This window comes from Pseudomonas sp. B21-041, from assembly GCF_024748675.1.
GTDB classification, from domain to species: domain Bacteria; phylum Pseudomonadota; class Gammaproteobacteria; order Pseudomonadales; family Pseudomonadaceae; genus Aquipseudomonas; species Aquipseudomonas neuropathica.
The window spans coordinates 741,971-757,552 of sequence record NZ_CP087175.1; the positions used below are offsets into that span (position 1 = coordinate 741,971).

General features: G+C 61.2%; 14 protein-coding genes. 10 read left to right on the forward strand and 4 right to left on the reverse strand.

Annotation, left to right across the window (positions count from 1 at the left end):
• Positions 1-62: 62 nt before the first annotated feature.
• Both LOY43_RS03125 and gcbA read right to left on the reverse strand, forming a co-directional pair.
• The gene (locus LOY43_RS03125) at positions 63-2,009 is read right to left on the reverse strand and encodes a methyl-accepting chemotaxis protein (RefSeq protein ID WP_258709181.1); all 1,947 of its coding nucleotides are present in this window, start codon (positions 2,007-2,009) and stop codon (positions 63-65) included.
• 51 nt (positions 2,010-2,060) lie between these two features.
• Complete coding sequence (gene gcbA / locus LOY43_RS03130; RefSeq protein ID WP_093430251.1) at positions 2,061-3,731, reverse strand: diguanylate cyclase GcbA; 1,671 nt, start codon at positions 3,729-3,731, stop codon at positions 2,061-2,063.
• 425 nt (positions 3,732-4,156) lie between these two features.
• On the opposite strand from gcbA, the gene LOY43_RS03135 reads away from it, so the two are divergent.
• The 7 genes from LOY43_RS03135 (at position 4,157) to LOY43_RS03165 (ending at position 11,823) form a co-directional block, all read left to right on the forward strand.
• Positions 4,157-5,224, forward strand: coding sequence for a DUF2333 family protein (locus LOY43_RS03135; protein ID WP_258709182.1), 1,068 nt, complete (start codon positions 4,157-4,159; stop codon positions 5,222-5,224).
• A gap of 3 nt (positions 5,225-5,227) precedes the next feature.
• A complete protein-coding gene (locus tag LOY43_RS03140; protein WP_258709183.1) occupies positions 5,228-5,785 on the forward strand; it encodes an NUDIX hydrolase in 558 nt (185 codons plus the stop codon).
• A 284-nt stretch (positions 5,786-6,069) separates the two neighbouring features.
• Entirely contained in the window at positions 6,070-6,441 is a 372-nt protein-coding gene (locus LOY43_RS03145) for a translation initiation factor Sui1 (RefSeq protein WP_007914613.1), read from the forward strand.
• A gap of 219 nt (positions 6,442-6,660) precedes the next feature.
• Positions 6,661-8,574 (forward strand): arginine decarboxylase, encoded by a 1,914-nt coding sequence (gene speA, locus LOY43_RS03150; protein ID WP_038360569.1) that lies wholly within the window; start codon positions 6,661-6,663, stop codon positions 8,572-8,574.
• 233 nt (positions 8,575-8,807) lie between these two features.
• Positions 8,808-10,151 (forward strand): type VI secretion system Vgr family protein, encoded by a 1,344-nt coding sequence (locus LOY43_RS03155; RefSeq protein WP_258709184.1) that lies wholly within the window; start codon positions 8,808-8,810, stop codon positions 10,149-10,151.
• Positions 10,148-10,942, forward strand: a complete 795-nt coding sequence (locus LOY43_RS03160; protein WP_095047362.1) for a DUF4123 domain-containing protein — start codon at positions 10,148-10,150, stop codon at positions 10,940-10,942. The genes LOY43_RS03155 and LOY43_RS03160 overlap by 4 nt, the downstream gene beginning before the upstream one ends.
• 17 nt (positions 10,943-10,959) lie before the next feature.
• A complete protein-coding gene (locus LOY43_RS03165; RefSeq protein ID WP_258709185.1) occupies positions 10,960-11,823 on the forward strand; it encodes an alpha/beta hydrolase in 864 nt (287 codons plus the stop codon).
• On the opposite strand, the gene LOY43_RS03170 is transcribed toward LOY43_RS03165, so the two are convergent.
• Complete coding sequence (locus LOY43_RS03170) at positions 11,817-13,166, reverse strand: MATE family efflux transporter (RefSeq protein ID WP_258709186.1); 1,350 nt, start codon at positions 13,164-13,166, stop codon at positions 11,817-11,819. The genes LOY43_RS03165 and LOY43_RS03170 overlap by 7 nt on opposite strands.
• A gap of 159 nt (positions 13,167-13,325) precedes the next feature.
• Positions 13,326-13,619 (reverse strand): hypothetical protein, encoded by a 294-nt coding sequence (locus LOY43_RS03175; protein WP_007914623.1) that lies wholly within the window; start codon positions 13,617-13,619, stop codon positions 13,326-13,328.
• A gap of 246 nt (positions 13,620-13,865) precedes the next feature.
• Here LOY43_RS03175 and LOY43_RS03180 point away from each other — a divergent pair, with 246 nt between their 5' ends.
• Genes LOY43_RS03180 through LOY43_RS03190 form a run of 3 tightly spaced genes read left to right on the forward strand, consistent with a single transcriptional unit; the run spans position 13,866 to position 15,544 of the window.
• Positions 13,866-14,168, forward strand: coding sequence for a MazG-like family protein (locus tag LOY43_RS03180; protein WP_007914625.1), 303 nt, complete (start codon positions 13,866-13,868; stop codon positions 14,166-14,168).
• Entirely contained in the window at positions 14,168-14,917 is a 750-nt protein-coding gene (locus LOY43_RS03185; protein WP_095047365.1) for a methyltransferase domain-containing protein, read from the forward strand. The genes LOY43_RS03180 and LOY43_RS03185 overlap by 1 nt, the downstream gene beginning before the upstream one ends.
• A 12-nt stretch (positions 14,918-14,929) precedes the next feature.
• Entirely contained in the window at positions 14,930-15,544 is a 615-nt protein-coding gene (locus LOY43_RS03190) for a DUF4136 domain-containing protein (RefSeq protein WP_095047366.1), read from the forward strand.
• The last annotated feature ends 38 nt before the right edge of the window (positions 15,545-15,582 follow it).

A 15,582-nucleotide genomic window follows, 5' to 3' on the forward strand; every position in this document is an offset into this window, starting at 1 on the left:
CAAGTGGTTTGATCCGGTCACTTGTAGTGATTGTGCTGACGCCTTCGCGAGCAGGCGGTTCATCAGACGCGAAATGCCTGAACGGCCGTATGCAGTTGCCCGCCCAATACCAGCAGATTCTCACCCTGCTCACGCCCACGGCCGATCCGCACCAGATTATCCCCACCCAACTGATGAATCCGCTCACTGTGATCGCGAATCTCGCTGACCGCGCCGCTCTGCTGCGCCGTGACGTCGGCAATGCGGATCGCCGTGTCGGAAATGGTCTGGATCGCGCCGACGATTTTATCCAGCGCGCCATCCGCCGCTTGCGCCTGATTGGCCGTGGCTTCGGCGTGCTCGACCTGCGCGCGCATGCCTTCGACCGATTGACGAGCAGCGGTTTGCAGGCCGGCGATCAGGGTTTGAATTTCGGCAGTTGCGCCGGCTGTACGTTGTGCCAGCGAGCGCACTTCTTCAGCCACCACGGCAAATCCTCGACCCATTTCCCCGGCACGCGCCGCTTCGATCGCCGCGTTAAGCGCCAGCAGGTTGGTTTGATCGGCAATCGAGCGAATCACCGTCAATACGCCACCAATGGTCGCTGACTCCTCGGCCAAATGCTCGATCATTTGCGCGTTGCCCTGAACCTCACCGACCAGCGCGTGCAGGCCGGTGAGGCTTTGGCCAATCACCGACTGGCCATGCTCGACCGCCAGTCCGGCATGACGGCTGGCATCCGCCGCCTGCTGCGCATCGCCAGCGACCTGCTGAATCGTCGCCTCCAACTCGCCGAGTGAATCGCGGATCAGCGCGGTATCACCGGCCTGATGTTCGGCGCCGCTGTGCAAGTCGTTGCTTAGTTCGGCGAGCGTGCGACTGCTGCCTGCGACTTGTTCGGCATTGCCGCGAATTGTCCCAACCAAGTCCACCAGGTAGGCACGCAAGCGATTGAGCGAGGCCTCGATGTCGTGCAGTTCACGGTTGGTTTTGCCCAAATGAATGTCGCGGCTGAAATCGCCTTCGGCCCAGTTCGACAGCGCCGGAGCGAGATTGGTCAGCGTGCGGGCCAGCCGCCGCTGCAAGGTGTCGATGAGCAACGCAATCAGCAGAATCAAGCCGATCATCACGCCTTGCATCAGCCGCACTTCGCCTTGAATTTGCCCGTGCTGCGCGCGCACGACCGGCTCAAGTCCGGCGATGGCCTGCTGCACGGCGGCGATTTTCTGGTGGGTGGCGGTGCTGAGGTCGGTGCGTTTCTGGATCTGATCCCGTGTGCGTGCCAGCTCCGCCGGATAGCGTCCGAGCAAGCTGTTGAGCTCACGTTTGAGCCCGACACCAGCGTCTTCGGCGACGGTTTTTTCGCTGTTCTCGATGCCCATCATTGCCGCAAAGTCATCACTGCCCGATTCGCTTTTGGCGACAACACCGAGCAAGGGCAGGGCCTCAATTACCTGAGCTTGCGAGCGGATATTGGTGACTTCGCGCTCAACATCGGCGGCCAGCTCACTGCGTCCGCTGCTGACCAGTTTGTCTCGCGCCAGTGACAGTTTGCCTAAGTGCTGAGAGGCGACGAGCAACGGCGTCAGATAAGCCGCGTTGCCGTTGGCGTAAGTGCTGAGCTGATCGAGGCTGGCGCTCAGTTCGCGCTCTGCCTGCAACAGCAAGGCCTGCGGGTCGCCCGCCAGTTTGCCGGCAGCGAGCAAGTCGGTCTTGCTGAATTCATCAAGGCCCGACAGGCTCGGGCGCAGGGTGTCGGCCAGCGCTGGCGGCAATTCGCCGAGTTCTTTCTGCAAATTGTCGATGGCCTGACTGGCACTGCTCAGGCGCAAGGCGTCGCCGCTGGCGAGGTAATCCTCGACGTTGCGTGCCACCTCGTTCTGAAATTGTTGCGACAGACCGAGATAGCGCTCCATCAACAGGTACGGGCGCTCAAGGGCTTTTTGCGACCACCACAGCGTCGCGCCGAGTGCGAGACACACGGCGACCAGCAGCAGGGTATTGAGATTGGTGAGCAACTTCAGGCGCATGACGGCTACCAACGGCAGAAATGGTAAGCGCCTGAATTTATTGCGTTTCTGTTACAGGGTTATGACCGAATCAGTGGAATCCGATGAAAAAGTGGCACTTTGCTTTGAGTCGCGCGCGGTCTGCACGCGATTGCGCCCGGCACCCTTGGCCCGGTACAGCGCTTCGTCGGCCTGACTGGCCATCATCAGGCTGTCGCAGTCATCGTGCATTTCCACCACACCGGCGCTGAAGGTGCACCACAAATCCTGCGGCTGCGCCGGGTAATGGATTTCAGCGAAGCGCTGGCGGATCTCGTCGAGCACTTTGTGCGCGGCTTCTATATCGGTGTCGGGCATGACGATGGCGAACTCTTCGCCGCCGTATCGGCCGATGAAATCGGTCTTGCGCAAACGCTGCTTGAGAAACAGCGCGAGGCTCTTGATCACCCGGTCGCCCATCGGGTGGCCGTGGCTGTCGTTGACCCGTTTGAAATGGTCGATGTCGAGCATCGCAAAGCTCAATGGCTTGTTCTCGCGGCGGGCGCGGAACGAGCAGTCTTCGAGCAATTGCAGAATGTGCGTGTGGTTGTACAGACCGGTGAGGCTGTCGCGGACCATCCGTGCTTTGAGGTTGCGTGCGCGGGCGGCGCGGTTGCGCACGGTGGTGATCAGGTGGCGCGGCTTGATCGGTTTGGTCAGGAAGTCATCGCCGCCCTCGCTCATGGCGTCGAGCTGCTTGTCCAGATCGTCCTCGGCAGACAGGTAAATGATCGGCACGCTGACATAGCGATCGTTGTGGCGAATCACTTTGGCCAGTTCGGTGCCAGTGCAGGCTGGCATGTACATGTCGAGGATGATCAGGTCGGGCTGGAAATCGGCCAGTTCCGCCATCGCCTGAATCGGTTCGATCAAGGTACGCGTGACGATGCCGGCGCTGTTGAGCAGGCGCTCGGTGTGCAAGGCCTGCGCACGCGAGTCGTCGATGATCAGCACTTTATAAGGTTCGTACTGGGCGACGCAGGTGAGGACTTCTATCTTTTCCAGCAGGCTCGACGCTTCGAGGGTGCCGGTGAGGAACTCCTGGCCGCCGGCGCGCACGGCGGCGAGACGGGTTGGCGTGTCGGTTTCGTGCAGGCTGAAGAACAGCAGCGGCAGCGGTTCTTCCAAACCGACCTGAGCCTCCGCGGCGAGTTTCAGGCCGATGCCGGCGCCGCTGAAATCGACGTCCATGACGATCGCCGCGGGCAGGCGCTCGACCATCGAGGAGCGAAACGCCGAAACGCTGTCCAGCGCCTGCGCGCTCAGACCGAAGAATTCCAGTTGTTTGGCCAGGCGTTCGGCGCGGTCGTGATCTTGCAGCATCACATAGATCGGTTTGCGCAGCGGTGGCAGGAAAGTCTGGTCGAGTTGATCGCCATGGCGCAGGCCGGTGCGTGACAAGCGCTGCATCAAGCGATTGAGGTCGGTGATCAAGCCACTGCTCAGGCGACCGCGATTGGCGTCCACCGCTTCCAGCGATTGGCTGATATGGCGCGCAAGCTGCGTGTGTTCGGGCTGTTCGAAGCGCTCGGCAAAACGCAGCAGGCGCAGGTTGGCCTCGCTCAGTTCGGCGAGATCGACATTGGACCACTCAGTGCGTTGCAGGCGCTGCCATATCTCAAGAATCTGACGTGCCTGATGAATTACCCGCTGGGCAAAGTGGTGCTTGAGACGCTCACGGCTGGGGTCTTCTGGCTCGGTCATATCCTGACTACTAGTTAGGCTGCATGCTGAGATCGACTGGTGGCTCTATGCTAGCACCTCTTTTCCCTTACACGAGTGTCGTACGTCAATAATCTGCAATGCGTCACCATTCAGTTTCTGACCGTACGGTTTTGTTTTTGACCTGAGTGTCTGACAAGTCCCCGTCGGCCGGGCACTCCCTGACTAAGCTGGGTGATCAGGATGACGGGGCAGTGGTGCTTTTATCCGTGCAGTGAATGACCTTTGCGATGGTTTTCAATCCGATGGGCTGAAGCATGGGCATCGGGGATTCCCTTAGTCATCGTCGAAGCGTCATTCGCCCATACGAATTGCGGCTTATCTTTACGCGCGGGTGCCCGGCCTCGGCACGTTGTTGTATGGTTGTGGTCGAACCGTTGAACCCAAGTGATTGAAAGGATATCGCCATGCTGGACTGGAAAAACCGCGCGGGCCGCGCGCCTGAACGTGCCGCCGAACCCAAGTCGGCCACCCGCAGCTATGTTGGCGGATTGCTGTTCAGCCGTGCATTGGCCACGCTGATCGGCATCTACCTGCTGGTGACCATTGGCCTTGGCTGGTACTGGAGCCAGGAGCCGGCGCTGTTTCCGGTCGCACAAAACGCGCAAGTGGCGGCCGAGAAAGAAGGCAAGCAGATGGTGATCGGCTACACCACCGTCGAAACCCTGAAGACCGTTGCCGGCACCTTGCTCAACAAGCCGGGCGGCTACATTTCCAACGACCGCTTCCCGCCGGGCCTGTGGATGGACAACACGCCAAGCTGGGAGTACGGCGTGCTGGTACAGGTGCGTGACCTGACCCGTGCCCTGCGTAAAGACTTTGCCCGTTCGCAGTCGCAGTCGGCGGAAGATGCCGATCTGGCCAAGGCCGAGCCGCGTTTCAACTTCGACAACAAGAGCTGGATCCTGCCGTCGAGTGAGTCGGAATATCAGGAGGGCATCAACTCGCTGAGTCGTTATCAGGCGCGCCTGTCTGATCCAACCCAGAAAAACGCGCTGTTCTATGCTCGCGCCGACAACCTGAACAACTGGCTGGGCGATGTCGGCACCCGTCTCGGTTCGCTGTCGCAACGCCTGTCGGCCAGCGTAGGCCGGGTCAAACTCAATACCGCGCTGAAAACCGAAGTGCCGGCGATCGGCGAAGTGCCGCAGGTTGACGAAGAAGTCGTCGAGACCCCGTGGATGCAGATCGACAACGTGTTCTACGAAGCCCGCGGTCAGGCCTGGGCGCTGTCGCACCTGCTGCGCGCCATTGAAGTCGATTTCGCCGATGTGCTGGCGAAGAAGAACGCCACCGTCAGCGTGCGTCAGATCATCCGTGAACTGGAAGCCTCGCAGGAGCCGGTCTGGAGTCCTATGATTCTTAACGGCAGCGGCTTCGGCGTGCTGGCCAACCACTCGCTGGTCATGGCCAACTATATTTCCCGGGCCAACGCCGCGGTGATCGATTTGCGTCAACTGCTCAATCAGGGCTGATTCATGAGCCACAACGCCAAAGAGGCGGCCCATCGCGCCGCCTCGGATGCCGAACAGATCGCCTGGGTCGATGAGCAGGACAACCTGCTCGGCGCGCTCGTGCGCGCCGATTTGCGCGAGCGCGGACTGATTGGCCGTGGCACCTACATCATGTTGTTCAATTCCGCCGGTAAGCTGTGCGTGCACCGGCGCACCTTGAGCAAGGCGATTTATCCCGGCTACTGGGACGTCGCGGCGGGCGGCATGGTCCAGGCAGACGAAACCTACGCCGAGTCAGCGGCCCGTGAACTGGAAGAGGAATTGGGCGTCAGCGGCGTCGAACTGACGGCTCATGACCATTTCTATTTTGAGGACACCGGCAATCGCCTGTGGTGCTCGGCGTTTTCTGCCGTATGGGACGGCCCGTTGAAACTGCAACCGGAAGAGGTGCTGGAAGCGCGCTTTATTCCGGTCGAGCAGGTGCTGCAGGAAATCCAGCAGAAGCCTTATTGCCCGGACTCTCTGGCCGCATTGAAGCGCTATCTCAAGGCGCAACAAAGCGACGTCGCAAAGAACACATAAATTGGCGCCGATTGGCACTTAGCAATCGGGATTTTTGCCGTTACACTGCGCGACCTTTTCAAGCTGCACCGCGAGTGCTTTTTGTAGGAGCTGCCGCAGGCTGCGATCTTTTGATTTTTTGTTTTGGCGTCGAAATCAAAAGATCGCAGCCTCGTTTCATTCGACAGCTCCTACATTTGGCGCTTTATCGGTGCAGTAGCGCTGCCCCTGCCTGAGTGGGGCTTCGCGGTCGATGACCTTGCCCAAGGTCGCGATCAGTCTTTGTCCTCCCGAGAGGATTGCCGGTGGCCAAAAAAGCCGCATCCTTCGCCGCCTTGGGCGGCCTGGTATTTTCCACCGACGCAGGTCGTCATTGCCCGGAATGCAGTAAGCCGGTGGACGCCTGTATCTGCAAACAAACCGTGATCCCGGCTGGCGACGGCATTGCCCGCGTGCGACGCGAGAGCAAGGGCCGTGGCGGCAAAACGGTGACTACCATCACCGGCGTGCCACTGGCCGAAGACGCGCTCAAGGAGCTGGCGACAACGTTGAAGAAACGTTGCGGCACCGGCGGCGCGTTGAAAGACGGGATCATCGAAATCCAGGGCGATCATGTCGAGCTACTCTTGGCTGAGCTGATCAAGCACGGTTTCAAAGCGAAGAAGTCCGGCGGCTAGCAGCCTCTGTGAAAACCACCTGCGGCTTGATCCGGCGCTGAAACACTTCAGATCCGGCGTCGTCTCCATGGTTTTCACAGAGCCTGTTCATGACCGGTTTCTAAACTCCACGCAGTCAGTGCGGTCTACCGCCGCGCTGACAAACCGTCATTTTCATTCTTTAGAATGCGCCGGCCTGAGATCAGGCGACGCACTATGACTTCTTTATAGGGGACTTCGATGTCCGTACGACGCACACGCAAAGACGATGGCAGCCAATGGACAGTTGCGGACAGCCGCAGTGTTTACGGGATTCGCCATTGGGGGGCCGGGTATTTCGCGATCAATGACGCCGGTCGCGTCGAAGTTCGTCCGAACGGTCCGAGCAGCTCGCCTATCGACCTGTTCGAACAAGTCGACCAACTGCGCAAAAGCGGTTTGTCCTTGCCGTTGCTGGTTCGCTTCCCCGACATTCTGCAAGACCGCGTCCGTCAGTTGACCGGTGCCTTCGATTCGAACATCGAGCGCCTGGAATACCAGAGCAAATACACCGCGCTGTACCCGATCAAGGTTAACCAGCAAGAAGCGGTGATCGAGAACATCATCGCCACCCAGGACGTCTCCATCGGTCTGGAAGCCGGCTCCAAGCCTGAGCTGCTGGCCGTGCTGGCGCTGGCGCCGAAGGGCGGCACCATCGTCTGCAACGGTTACAAGGACCGCGAGTTCATCCGTCTGGCGCTGATGGGCCAGAAGCTCGGCCACAATGTCTTCATCGTTATCGAGAAAGAATCCGAAGTCGGTCTGGTGATCGAAGAAGCCGCCTCGCTCAAGGTCAAGCCACAGGTCGGCCTGCGCGTGCGTCTGTCGTCGCTGGCGTCGTCGAAGTGGGCGGACACCGGTGGCGAGAAATCCAAATTCGGTCTGTCGGCAGCACAACTGCTGTCGGTGGTCGAGCGTTTCCGCGCGGCTGGCCTGGATCAGGGCATTCGCCTGTTGCACTTCCACATGGGCTCGCAGATCGCCAACCTGGCTGACTACCAGCACGGCTTCAAGGAAGCGATCCGTTACTACGGCGAGCTGCGCAATCTCGGTCTGCCGGTCGATCACATCGACGTCGGCGGCGGTCTGGGCGTCGACTACGACGGCACGCACTCGCGCAACGCCAGCTCGATCAACTACGACATGGACGATTACGCCGGTGTCGTGGTCGGCATGCTCAAGGAATTCTGCGACGCGCAGAGCCTGCCGCATCCGCACATTTTCTCCGAAAGCGGCCGCTCGCTGACCGCGCACCACGCCATGCTGGTGGTGCAGGTAACCGACGTCGAGAAGCACAACGACGAGATCCCGCAGATCGAAAACAAAGAGTCGCTGCCGGAAACCGTGCAGTGGCTGGTTGACCTGCTCGGCCCGACCGACATCGAAATGGTCACCGAAACCTACTGGCGCGCCACGCACTACATGAGCGACGTTGCCGCGCAATACGCCGATGGCAAGCTGACCCTGGCTGAAAAAGCCTTGGCCGAGCAGTGCTACTTCGCCGTCTGCCGTCGCCTGCACAACTCGCTGAAAGCCCGTCAGCGTTCGCACCGCCAAGTGCTCGACGAACTCAACGACAAGCTGGCCGACAAGTACATCTGCAACTTCTCGGTGTTCCAGAGCCTGCCGGACACCTGGGCGATTGATCAGGTCCTGCCGATCATCCCGTTGCACCGTCTCGACGAAGAGCCGCTGCGTCGCGCGGTGCTGCAAGACCTGACCTGCGACTCCGACGGCAAGATCAATCAGTACGTCGACGAGCAGAGCATCGAGACCAGCCTGCCGGTACACGGTTTGAACGAAGGTGAAGACTACCTGCTGGGCGTGTTCCTGGTCGGCGCCTATCAGGAAATCCTCGGCGACATGCACAACCTGTTCGGTGACACCGACTCGGTAAACATCTACCAGAACGCCGATGGCAGCGTGTACCACGCCGGTATCGAGACCCACGACACCATCGAAGACATGCTGCGTTACGTGCACTTGTCGCCGGAAGAACTGATGACTCACTACCGCGACAAGTGCGCCAGTGCCCGCATCAGTGCCAGCGAGCGCACGCAATTTCTCGATGCCTTGCGTCTGGGCCTGACCCGCTCCTCCTACCTGTCTTCCTGAGGCCAGGTGGCGATCTTGCCGGGTTGTCTGAATTTTTCCTGAGCGTGGCGGAAAATTCGGATGACTCGGTGGGATATCTCCCAAAATCTTCGCGAAATCCATGGCATTCCTGGCCAGCAAAGTCATCCGGTCTGCTTTTCGCGTAGGTCATTTCCTAAGTTGTACTTCAGCTCTCTACTCGGCCATGGCTCTCGGCGAGAATCCCCGACCGCCCCTCCTGTAGAGATCCGCCCATGTTCGAACCAGTCAACGAGTCGTCCTTTCGTCTCGATGTAGCGGGCCTGTCCGACCCTTTCGAAGTCCTGGCCTTTACCGGTAGCGAAGCCCTCAGCGAATCCTTTGCGTTCGAGATCGATGTGTTGATCGACGATCCGCACCTGGATCTCGCCGGCCTGCTATACCGTTCGGCGTTCCTCTGTTTCGGGCCGTCGGGGGAGGGCGTGCACGGGCAATTGCAGAGCCTTGTCCAGCATGAACACGCAGAGGGCTCGAGATTGAGCCGGATCCGTCTGGGGCCGAAACTCGGTTGCCTCGCGCTGCGCTTCAGTCAACGCATCTTCAGTGGCCGTTCGGTGCCGCAGATCATCGAACAAGTGCTCAGGGAGCACGGGATTGCCGGCGCCCAGTGCCGCTTCGATCTGTCTGCCGGCTACCCGGCCCGGACGTTCTGCACGCAGTATCGCGAGTCCGATCTGCAACTGCTCCAGCGCTTGTGCGCGCAGGCGCGGATTCACTATTACTTTGAACACGATCGCGACCGGCATTGCCTGGTGTTCGCCGATGATCCGGCGCAGTTACCCGTGGCCGGTGCCGCGCAGTATCCGCGCGGGGACGACGGGCAAGATACGTCTCCCGCGTTGCGGCAATGGCAATTGCAAAGTGCAATTGAGACCAGTTTATCGGGTGTGCAACGGGCTGAAGGCCAGAGTGAACTGCCAGCGTTGCGCAGCGGTCACTGGCTGCGGTTGGCCGGTCATCCCTTCGCTGAATGCAATCGGCCGTGGTTGCTGACACGCATTGAACATCGCGCCGATCCATCCCGTGAACCTCCCTACGTCAACCGCCTGTTCGGCACGGTGCAAGTGCCGTACACATCGGCTACAGCGCCATCGCGCCTACGCATGCACAGCCTGCAACGGGCCTGGGTGGTGACGGTCGATGAACCGCAGCCTGACCGGATGCGCCCGGTGGCGGTGCAATTCGACTGGCTCTACCAGGGCGAAGGGGCCGCTCCGAGTCATTGTTGGCTACCGCTTGCGCCGTCCCTGGCGCAGGTGTCCATGGCGGCGCTGAGCGAGGGTGTCGAGGTGGTTGTGAGTTTCTTCGAGGGGGATCCGGATCAGCCGATGATCAGCGGTGTGCTGCAGCCGCCATCCGCCGTTGTCGACACCGATGATGACCTGCCGTTGCCTCTGCCCGACAGCCTGGTGAGTGACGGCTTGCAGCAACTGCTGACTTGCGGTGAACCGTTGCTGCTGTTGTGCCTGATCCCCGGCGGCGGCAGTTTCAACCATTGCTCTCAATCGGTGTGCAGTTGCCGACTGGTCACCGCGCTTGAACAGAGCGGCGCAACATGAATGGCGCGGCGCTTGAGCCCATGGCGCAGTGGCTGCTGCTCGATGGCCCGGATGCACCGCAGGCCTTGCTGACCCTGCATCGGGCTTTTGCCGGTGTGCAGTGTTTCAGCCTGTTCGAAGGCACTGAGTTCGAACCGGTCAGCGAGCACGGCCCGGTGTTGATCGAGCTGCGCGACTGCCCGGCATTGGCTGCGTTGTGTCACAGCGACCCAAACACCTGGCGCGGGCTGTTGCTGGGCAGTGAGGTTTCGGCACAACAACTGCTGAGTCACTTGCAGCGCATGCTCACGGTGTCGTTTGGATTGAATCACCGGGCTTTGCTCAGCTATTACAACCGGCAGACCGCGAGCTATTTTTTCGATGCCTGCGATGCTGCTGAGCTGAGCCGCTGGCTCGGGCCGATCCGTCAACTGCGCTGGTTCGGTGGCACTTGGGCCGACCGGGCGATTGGCAGTCTGGGCTGGCAGCAGTTGCGCAACCCGGGGCTAGCCGTCGAGCCGCTGAGCATCGAAGAAAGCCTGACCCGGCGCCAGCGCGAACGCCTGCAAACCTGCTTGCTGGAGCAGCATATCTGGCGCTGGTGCCAATCGCTGGGAACCGATTACGCGACGATGGCCTCCCATGTGCATCAAGGCCTGACGCTGGGATTCAGCGACCGCACCGTGCTCGATGGCTGGTTATGGCTACGCTTGCTGCATCCGCGAGCCGTGCTGGTGCCACCGCCGGTGGGGCTGACCCAGCAGCAGCGGCTTGACCATGTGCGGCGCCAGTGGCGCAGCGATCAGTCCTGAGGCGAGGTTCGGCGCGTATGGCAGGTTTATTCCGGCAAGGGTGGGGGATCGTGTTGCTGCTGGTGCTGGGCGGTTGTTCGCCGGTGCAGGTGCTCAATGCGTTGACTCCGGACAGCACGTACGCCAAAACCTTGGGCATCGCCTATGGCGACGATCCTCGGCAGAAGCTCGACGTGTATGTGCCGCATCAGCCGATGCCCGGCGCGCCGGTGGTGGTGTTTTTCTATGGCGGCAGCTGGAACAGCGGTTCGCGCGTCGACTACCGCTTTGTCGGCGAAGCGCTGGCATCCCGAGGGATTGTTGCCGTGGTGGCGGATTACCGTTTGTATCCACAGGTGCGCTATCCGCTGTTCCTGCAAGACGGCGCGCGTGCGGTGGCATGGACCAAAGCGCATATCCACGAGTTTTCCGGCAACCCGCAGCGCTTGTATCTGATGGGACACAGCTCGGGCGGGTACAACGCGGCAATGCTCGCGCTGGACAGCGAATGGCTCGCGGCGGTGGGCATGTCGCCCAGGGATGTACAAGGCTGGATCGGTCTGGCCGGGCCGTATGATTTTCTGCCGATCAAGAATCCCGAGGTGCGTCCGGTGTTCTTCTGGCCGGATTCACCGCCGCAGTCGCAGCCGATCAACCATGTCAGTCGCGGCGCACCGCCTGCGCTGTTGATTGCGGCAAGCCGGGATGATCTGGTCAACCCGACGCGCAACACCGGTGGCCTTGCGAGCAAGCTGCGCGAGGCCGGTGTGCCGGCGCAGGATTTGTATTACTCGCGGCCCAGCCACATAACCTTGGTAGCGACCCTGTCGCGGCCGTTGCGGCGTCTGGCGCCGGTGCTCGATCAGGTGGTCGGGTTTATCGCCCACACGCCGAGTCAGTGAACGCCGCCACTGAACCAGCCATCGTTGCGCTTGAGCCACCAGGCTTGCGCACCGAGGGTCAGGCTACGCAACACCATGAACAGCAGAAAAGATATCCACAGCCCGTGATTGCCCAGACCTTGCAGCGCCCAGGCGAACGGCAATAACAGCACCACGGTGATCAGCATGCCGTTGCGCATTTCCCGCGCGCGGGTGGCGCCGATGAACAAACCGTCGAGCAGGTAGCTCCAGACTGCAATCAGCGGCAGCACGGCGAGGTAGGGCAGGTAGACGAACGCGGTGTCGCGCACGCTCTGGATGTCAGTCTGCATCTCGATGAACAAGTGCCCGGCCAGCAGGAACAGCACGGCGAAGCCGAGGCTGGCGATCAGTGACCAGCCGCCTGCCACCACCAGCGAGCGACGCAGGGCCAGACGATCACGGGCGCCGATGGCGTGTCCGCACAAGGCTTCGACGGCATGGGCCAGACCATCCAGCGCATGCGCGGTGAGCAGCAAGCCATTGAGCAGCAGCGCGTTGGCGGCCACCGTCGAATCACCCAGTCGCGCGCCTTGCACGGTGATCAGGAAAAACACCGATTGCAGCGCCAGGCTGCGTATAAAGATATCGCGGTTGACCGCCAGCAACGGGCGCCAGCTCTGCCAGATTCTCAGCGCTGCCCAAGCGATGTGCCCGGGGTACGCGCGCAGCGCCTTGCGGGTCAGCAGCAGGCCGAGCAGGGCGCCGCTCCATTCGGCGATCACCGAGGCGCGCGCCGAACCGACCACGCCCCAGTCCAGGCCGATGACGAACCACAGATTGAGGACGATGTTGATCAGGTTGGTGGTCAGCAGAATCGCCAGCGGCGCCCGGGCGTTCTGTGTGCCGAGGAACCAGCCGACCAGCGCATAACTGGCCAGCGCCGCTGGCAGGCCGAACAGCCGCGTGTGGAAGAAGTCCCGAGTGAGCTGATCCAGCTCCGCCGACGGTTGCATGAAGTGCAACGCAACACCACTCAGCGGCACACCCAAAGTGCCAAGCACTAGCGCCAGTCCCATCGCCAGCAGCAAGCCCTGCAACAGAATCTGCCGCAACGCCGCACCGTCGCTGCGCCCGGCGGCTTGCGCGGCAAACCCGGTGGTGCCCATGCGCAGAAAGCCCATGGCCCAGGCGAGAAAGGTGTACAGGCTGGCACCGACCGCCACCGCGCCTAATTGATGGGCGTGGGGCAAGTGGCCGATGACGGTGCTGTCGACCAGCGCCACCAACGGTACGGAAATATTGGACAGAATCATGGGCGCGGCGAGTGCCCAGACCTTGCGGTGCGTCGGGCGGTCGCGCCAGTCGGCGATCAGAGTGGACATGCGGGCTCCTTGGGGAGCGGCATTGTAGCGATTCCTCTGGCCTGAAACGCGATTCACTGTAGGAGTGAGCCTGCTCGCGATAGCGTCCGTTCAGTCAAAACAGCTTCGAATGACACACCGCTATCGCGAGCAGGCTCACTCCTACAAGGTTTTGTGGCGCTAGTGAATAATCCAGCTAAGCAACCACAACCCCAGCAACAACCAGATGATCCCGGCAATGATCGACGCATTCATGAACGCGCGAATCGCCGACCACAACAGCATCAATCCGACAATCAGGGCGATGATGCTGATGATCGAGGTGTCCATGCCCAGGGTTTTGGCCAGCCCGTCGACAAAGTTGCCACCGGCATTGCTCAGAATGTTGAACAAGCCACTGAGGCCATCGACGATAAAGCGGATGACCGAACCGAGCGCCTGCCCGAGCCATTCGAAAAAGCTTTCTACCTGCATGTGTGCATCCTGATGAAAGAGCTGAGCCTTGGGCCACAACGCGGGTGGCCGAGTTCCCTGCATGATAGAAGGTTTGCACCCATTCTGTGTGGGAGCGAGCCTGCTCGCGAATACGGTGGATCAGATAATTGATGGGTTTGAATGACACACCGCTTTCGCGAGCAGGCTCGCTCCCACATTAGATCACCTGCGCCGCTTGCCTTTGGTGGGTATCCCCCCGAAGCTATACGCCTTCAGGAGAGCCCGATGAACCTTGTTGAACTGACCGAACGCCTGCACGCCATTCGCGACCGCAATGACTGGCGGCAATTTCACAGCCCGAAAAACCTCGCCATGGCGGCCAGTGTCGAGATGTCCGAACTGGTGGAAATCTTCCAGTGGCTGACGGAAGACCAGTCGCGCCAGTTGCCCGCCGACAAACTCGCCCACGCCGGGCAGGAAGTCGGCGATATCGTGTTGTATCTGTTGCTGCTGTGCAGCGAGTTGGGCCTGGACATGAATGAAGTGGTGCGCGCCAAGCTTGCCGACAGCGAACGGCGGTTCAGCTGATGAGCGACCGGCATTTCGATCAGTTGGCGACGCGGTTCGCCGAAAAAATCTATGGCGGTGCCAAAGGCGCGATTCGCCTCGCGGTGTTGCAGGCCGACCTAATCGAGGCACTGCCGGATCGTCCGTTGCGAGTGCTCGACATTGGCGGCGGCCTCGGCCACATGTCGCTGTGGCTGGCCGAGCGCGGCCATGACGTAACCTTCACCGAGCCCGCCGCACCGATGCTCGACGGTGCGCGCCAGCGCTTCGCCGACGCCGGGCAAACCGCAACATTCATCCAGGCGCCGTGGCAGGAACTGCTCGGGCAACTCACTGAACCTTACGATCTGGTGATTTGCCACGCCGTGCTCGAATGGCTCGCCGAGCCTCACGCGATCCTGCCGGTGCTGCATCAACTCACCAAACCCGACGGCTGGTTGTCGCTGGCGTTCTACAATCGCGACGCGCTGATCTACCGCAACCTGCTCAAAGGCCATTTCAAGAAAATGCGCAAGAACAGCATGGCCGGGGAAAAGCAGAGCCTGACCCCGCAACAGCCCCTTGATCCACGGGAATTGGCAACGCAACTCGAAGGCTTGTGGCAGGTCGAAACCCAGAGCGGGATCCGGGTTTTCCACGACTACATGCCGGTGGAATTCCAGGCCCGCGCCGAACTCGCGGATTTGCTCGAGATGGAGCTCGCTCACCGCCGTCACCCAAGCTTCGCCGGGCTTGGGCGCTACTTGCACTGGATCTGCCGGCCGATCTGATCGGAGCGCGACATGAAAGCTCAATCCGGGTTATTGCTGATCTGTCTGGGGTTGGCTGCCTGCCAGGGCAGCAACCCCTACGTGGCGCAGTCGCGGCCCCTGCCGCCGGCGCCAGCGCAAGCCGCCACCACCTTCGACCGTAGCGCTTACCCGGCGCCACCGCGTGACTACGGACGCTATCGCAGTTGGGCCTGGCTCAACGGGCAGTTGCCGCCGGGTACGGCGTGGGCGGACTCGGCGCAAGTGGCCGAAGCGGTGAGCAATGCCCTCGATCAGCGCGGTTTGCGACCGTTGCACGACAACCGCCCGGCCGACCTGTTGGTCAGCGCCGATCTGCGGCTGGAAACGCGTTTGCGGCAGGTCCAGGACGACTACGGTTATTACGGCGGCGGATACGGCGGCTATGATCGCTACGGCCGCGGTTACGGCATGTACAACACGGTGCCGATCGTGCGCACGTATTCGGAGCAGGTCGTGGTAGTGCAGGTCAATCTGTTCGATGCCGGCAGCGGGCAACCGGTCTGGAGTGCCAGTGCCGAAACCGCGAACAAGGGCAGCGAAATCGATCGCACCGATTCGATCCGCGAAGCTGTGGAAAAGGCCATGTCGGCGTATCCTCCGAGTTAGCTTTCTGCCAACGGGGAAGCTGCCGCAGGTTCATGTCT

What these genes read in the sequence shown, in the direction of transcription:
- LOY43_RS03155 (WP_258709184.1), top strand. Translation starts at nt 8,808, where the DNA reads ATGTTCGAACCAGTCAACGAGTCGTCCTTTCGTCTCGATGTAGCGGGC.
- LOY43_RS03160 (WP_095047362.1), top strand. Translation starts at nt 10,148, where the DNA reads ATGAATGGCGCGGCGCTTGAGCCCATGGCGCAGTGGCTGCTGCTCGAT.
- LOY43_RS03135 (WP_258709182.1), top strand. Translation starts at nt 4,157, where the DNA reads ATGCTGGACTGGAAAAACCGCGCGGGCCGCGCGCCTGAACGTGCCGCC.
- LOY43_RS03125 (WP_258709181.1), bottom strand. Translation starts at nt 2,009, where the DNA reads ATGCGCCTGAAGTTGCTCACCAATCTCAATACCCTGCTGCTGGTCGCC.
- LOY43_RS03170 (WP_258709186.1), bottom strand. Translation starts at nt 13,166, where the DNA reads ATGTCCACTCTGATCGCCGACTGGCGCGACCGCCCGACGCACCGCAAG.
- LOY43_RS03185 (WP_095047365.1), top strand. Translation starts at nt 14,168, where the DNA reads ATGAGCGACCGGCATTTCGATCAGTTGGCGACGCGGTTCGCCGAAAAA.
- LOY43_RS03180 (WP_007914625.1), top strand. Translation starts at nt 13,866, where the DNA reads ATGAACCTTGTTGAACTGACCGAACGCCTGCACGCCATTCGCGACCGC.
- LOY43_RS03165 (WP_258709185.1), top strand. Translation starts at nt 10,960, where the DNA reads ATGGCAGGTTTATTCCGGCAAGGGTGGGGGATCGTGTTGCTGCTGGTG.
- speA (WP_038360569.1), top strand. Translation starts at nt 6,661, where the DNA reads ATGTCCGTACGACGCACACGCAAAGACGATGGCAGCCAATGGACAGTT.
- LOY43_RS03190 (WP_095047366.1), top strand. Translation starts at nt 14,930, where the DNA reads ATGAAAGCTCAATCCGGGTTATTGCTGATCTGTCTGGGGTTGGCTGCC.
- LOY43_RS03140 (WP_258709183.1), top strand. Translation starts at nt 5,228, where the DNA reads ATGAGCCACAACGCCAAAGAGGCGGCCCATCGCGCCGCCTCGGATGCC.
- LOY43_RS03175 (WP_007914623.1), bottom strand. Translation starts at nt 13,619, where the DNA reads ATGCAGGTAGAAAGCTTTTTCGAATGGCTCGGGCAGGCGCTCGGTTCG.
- gcbA (WP_093430251.1), bottom strand. Translation starts at nt 3,731, where the DNA reads ATGACCGAGCCAGAAGACCCCAGCCGTGAGCGTCTCAAGCACCACTTT.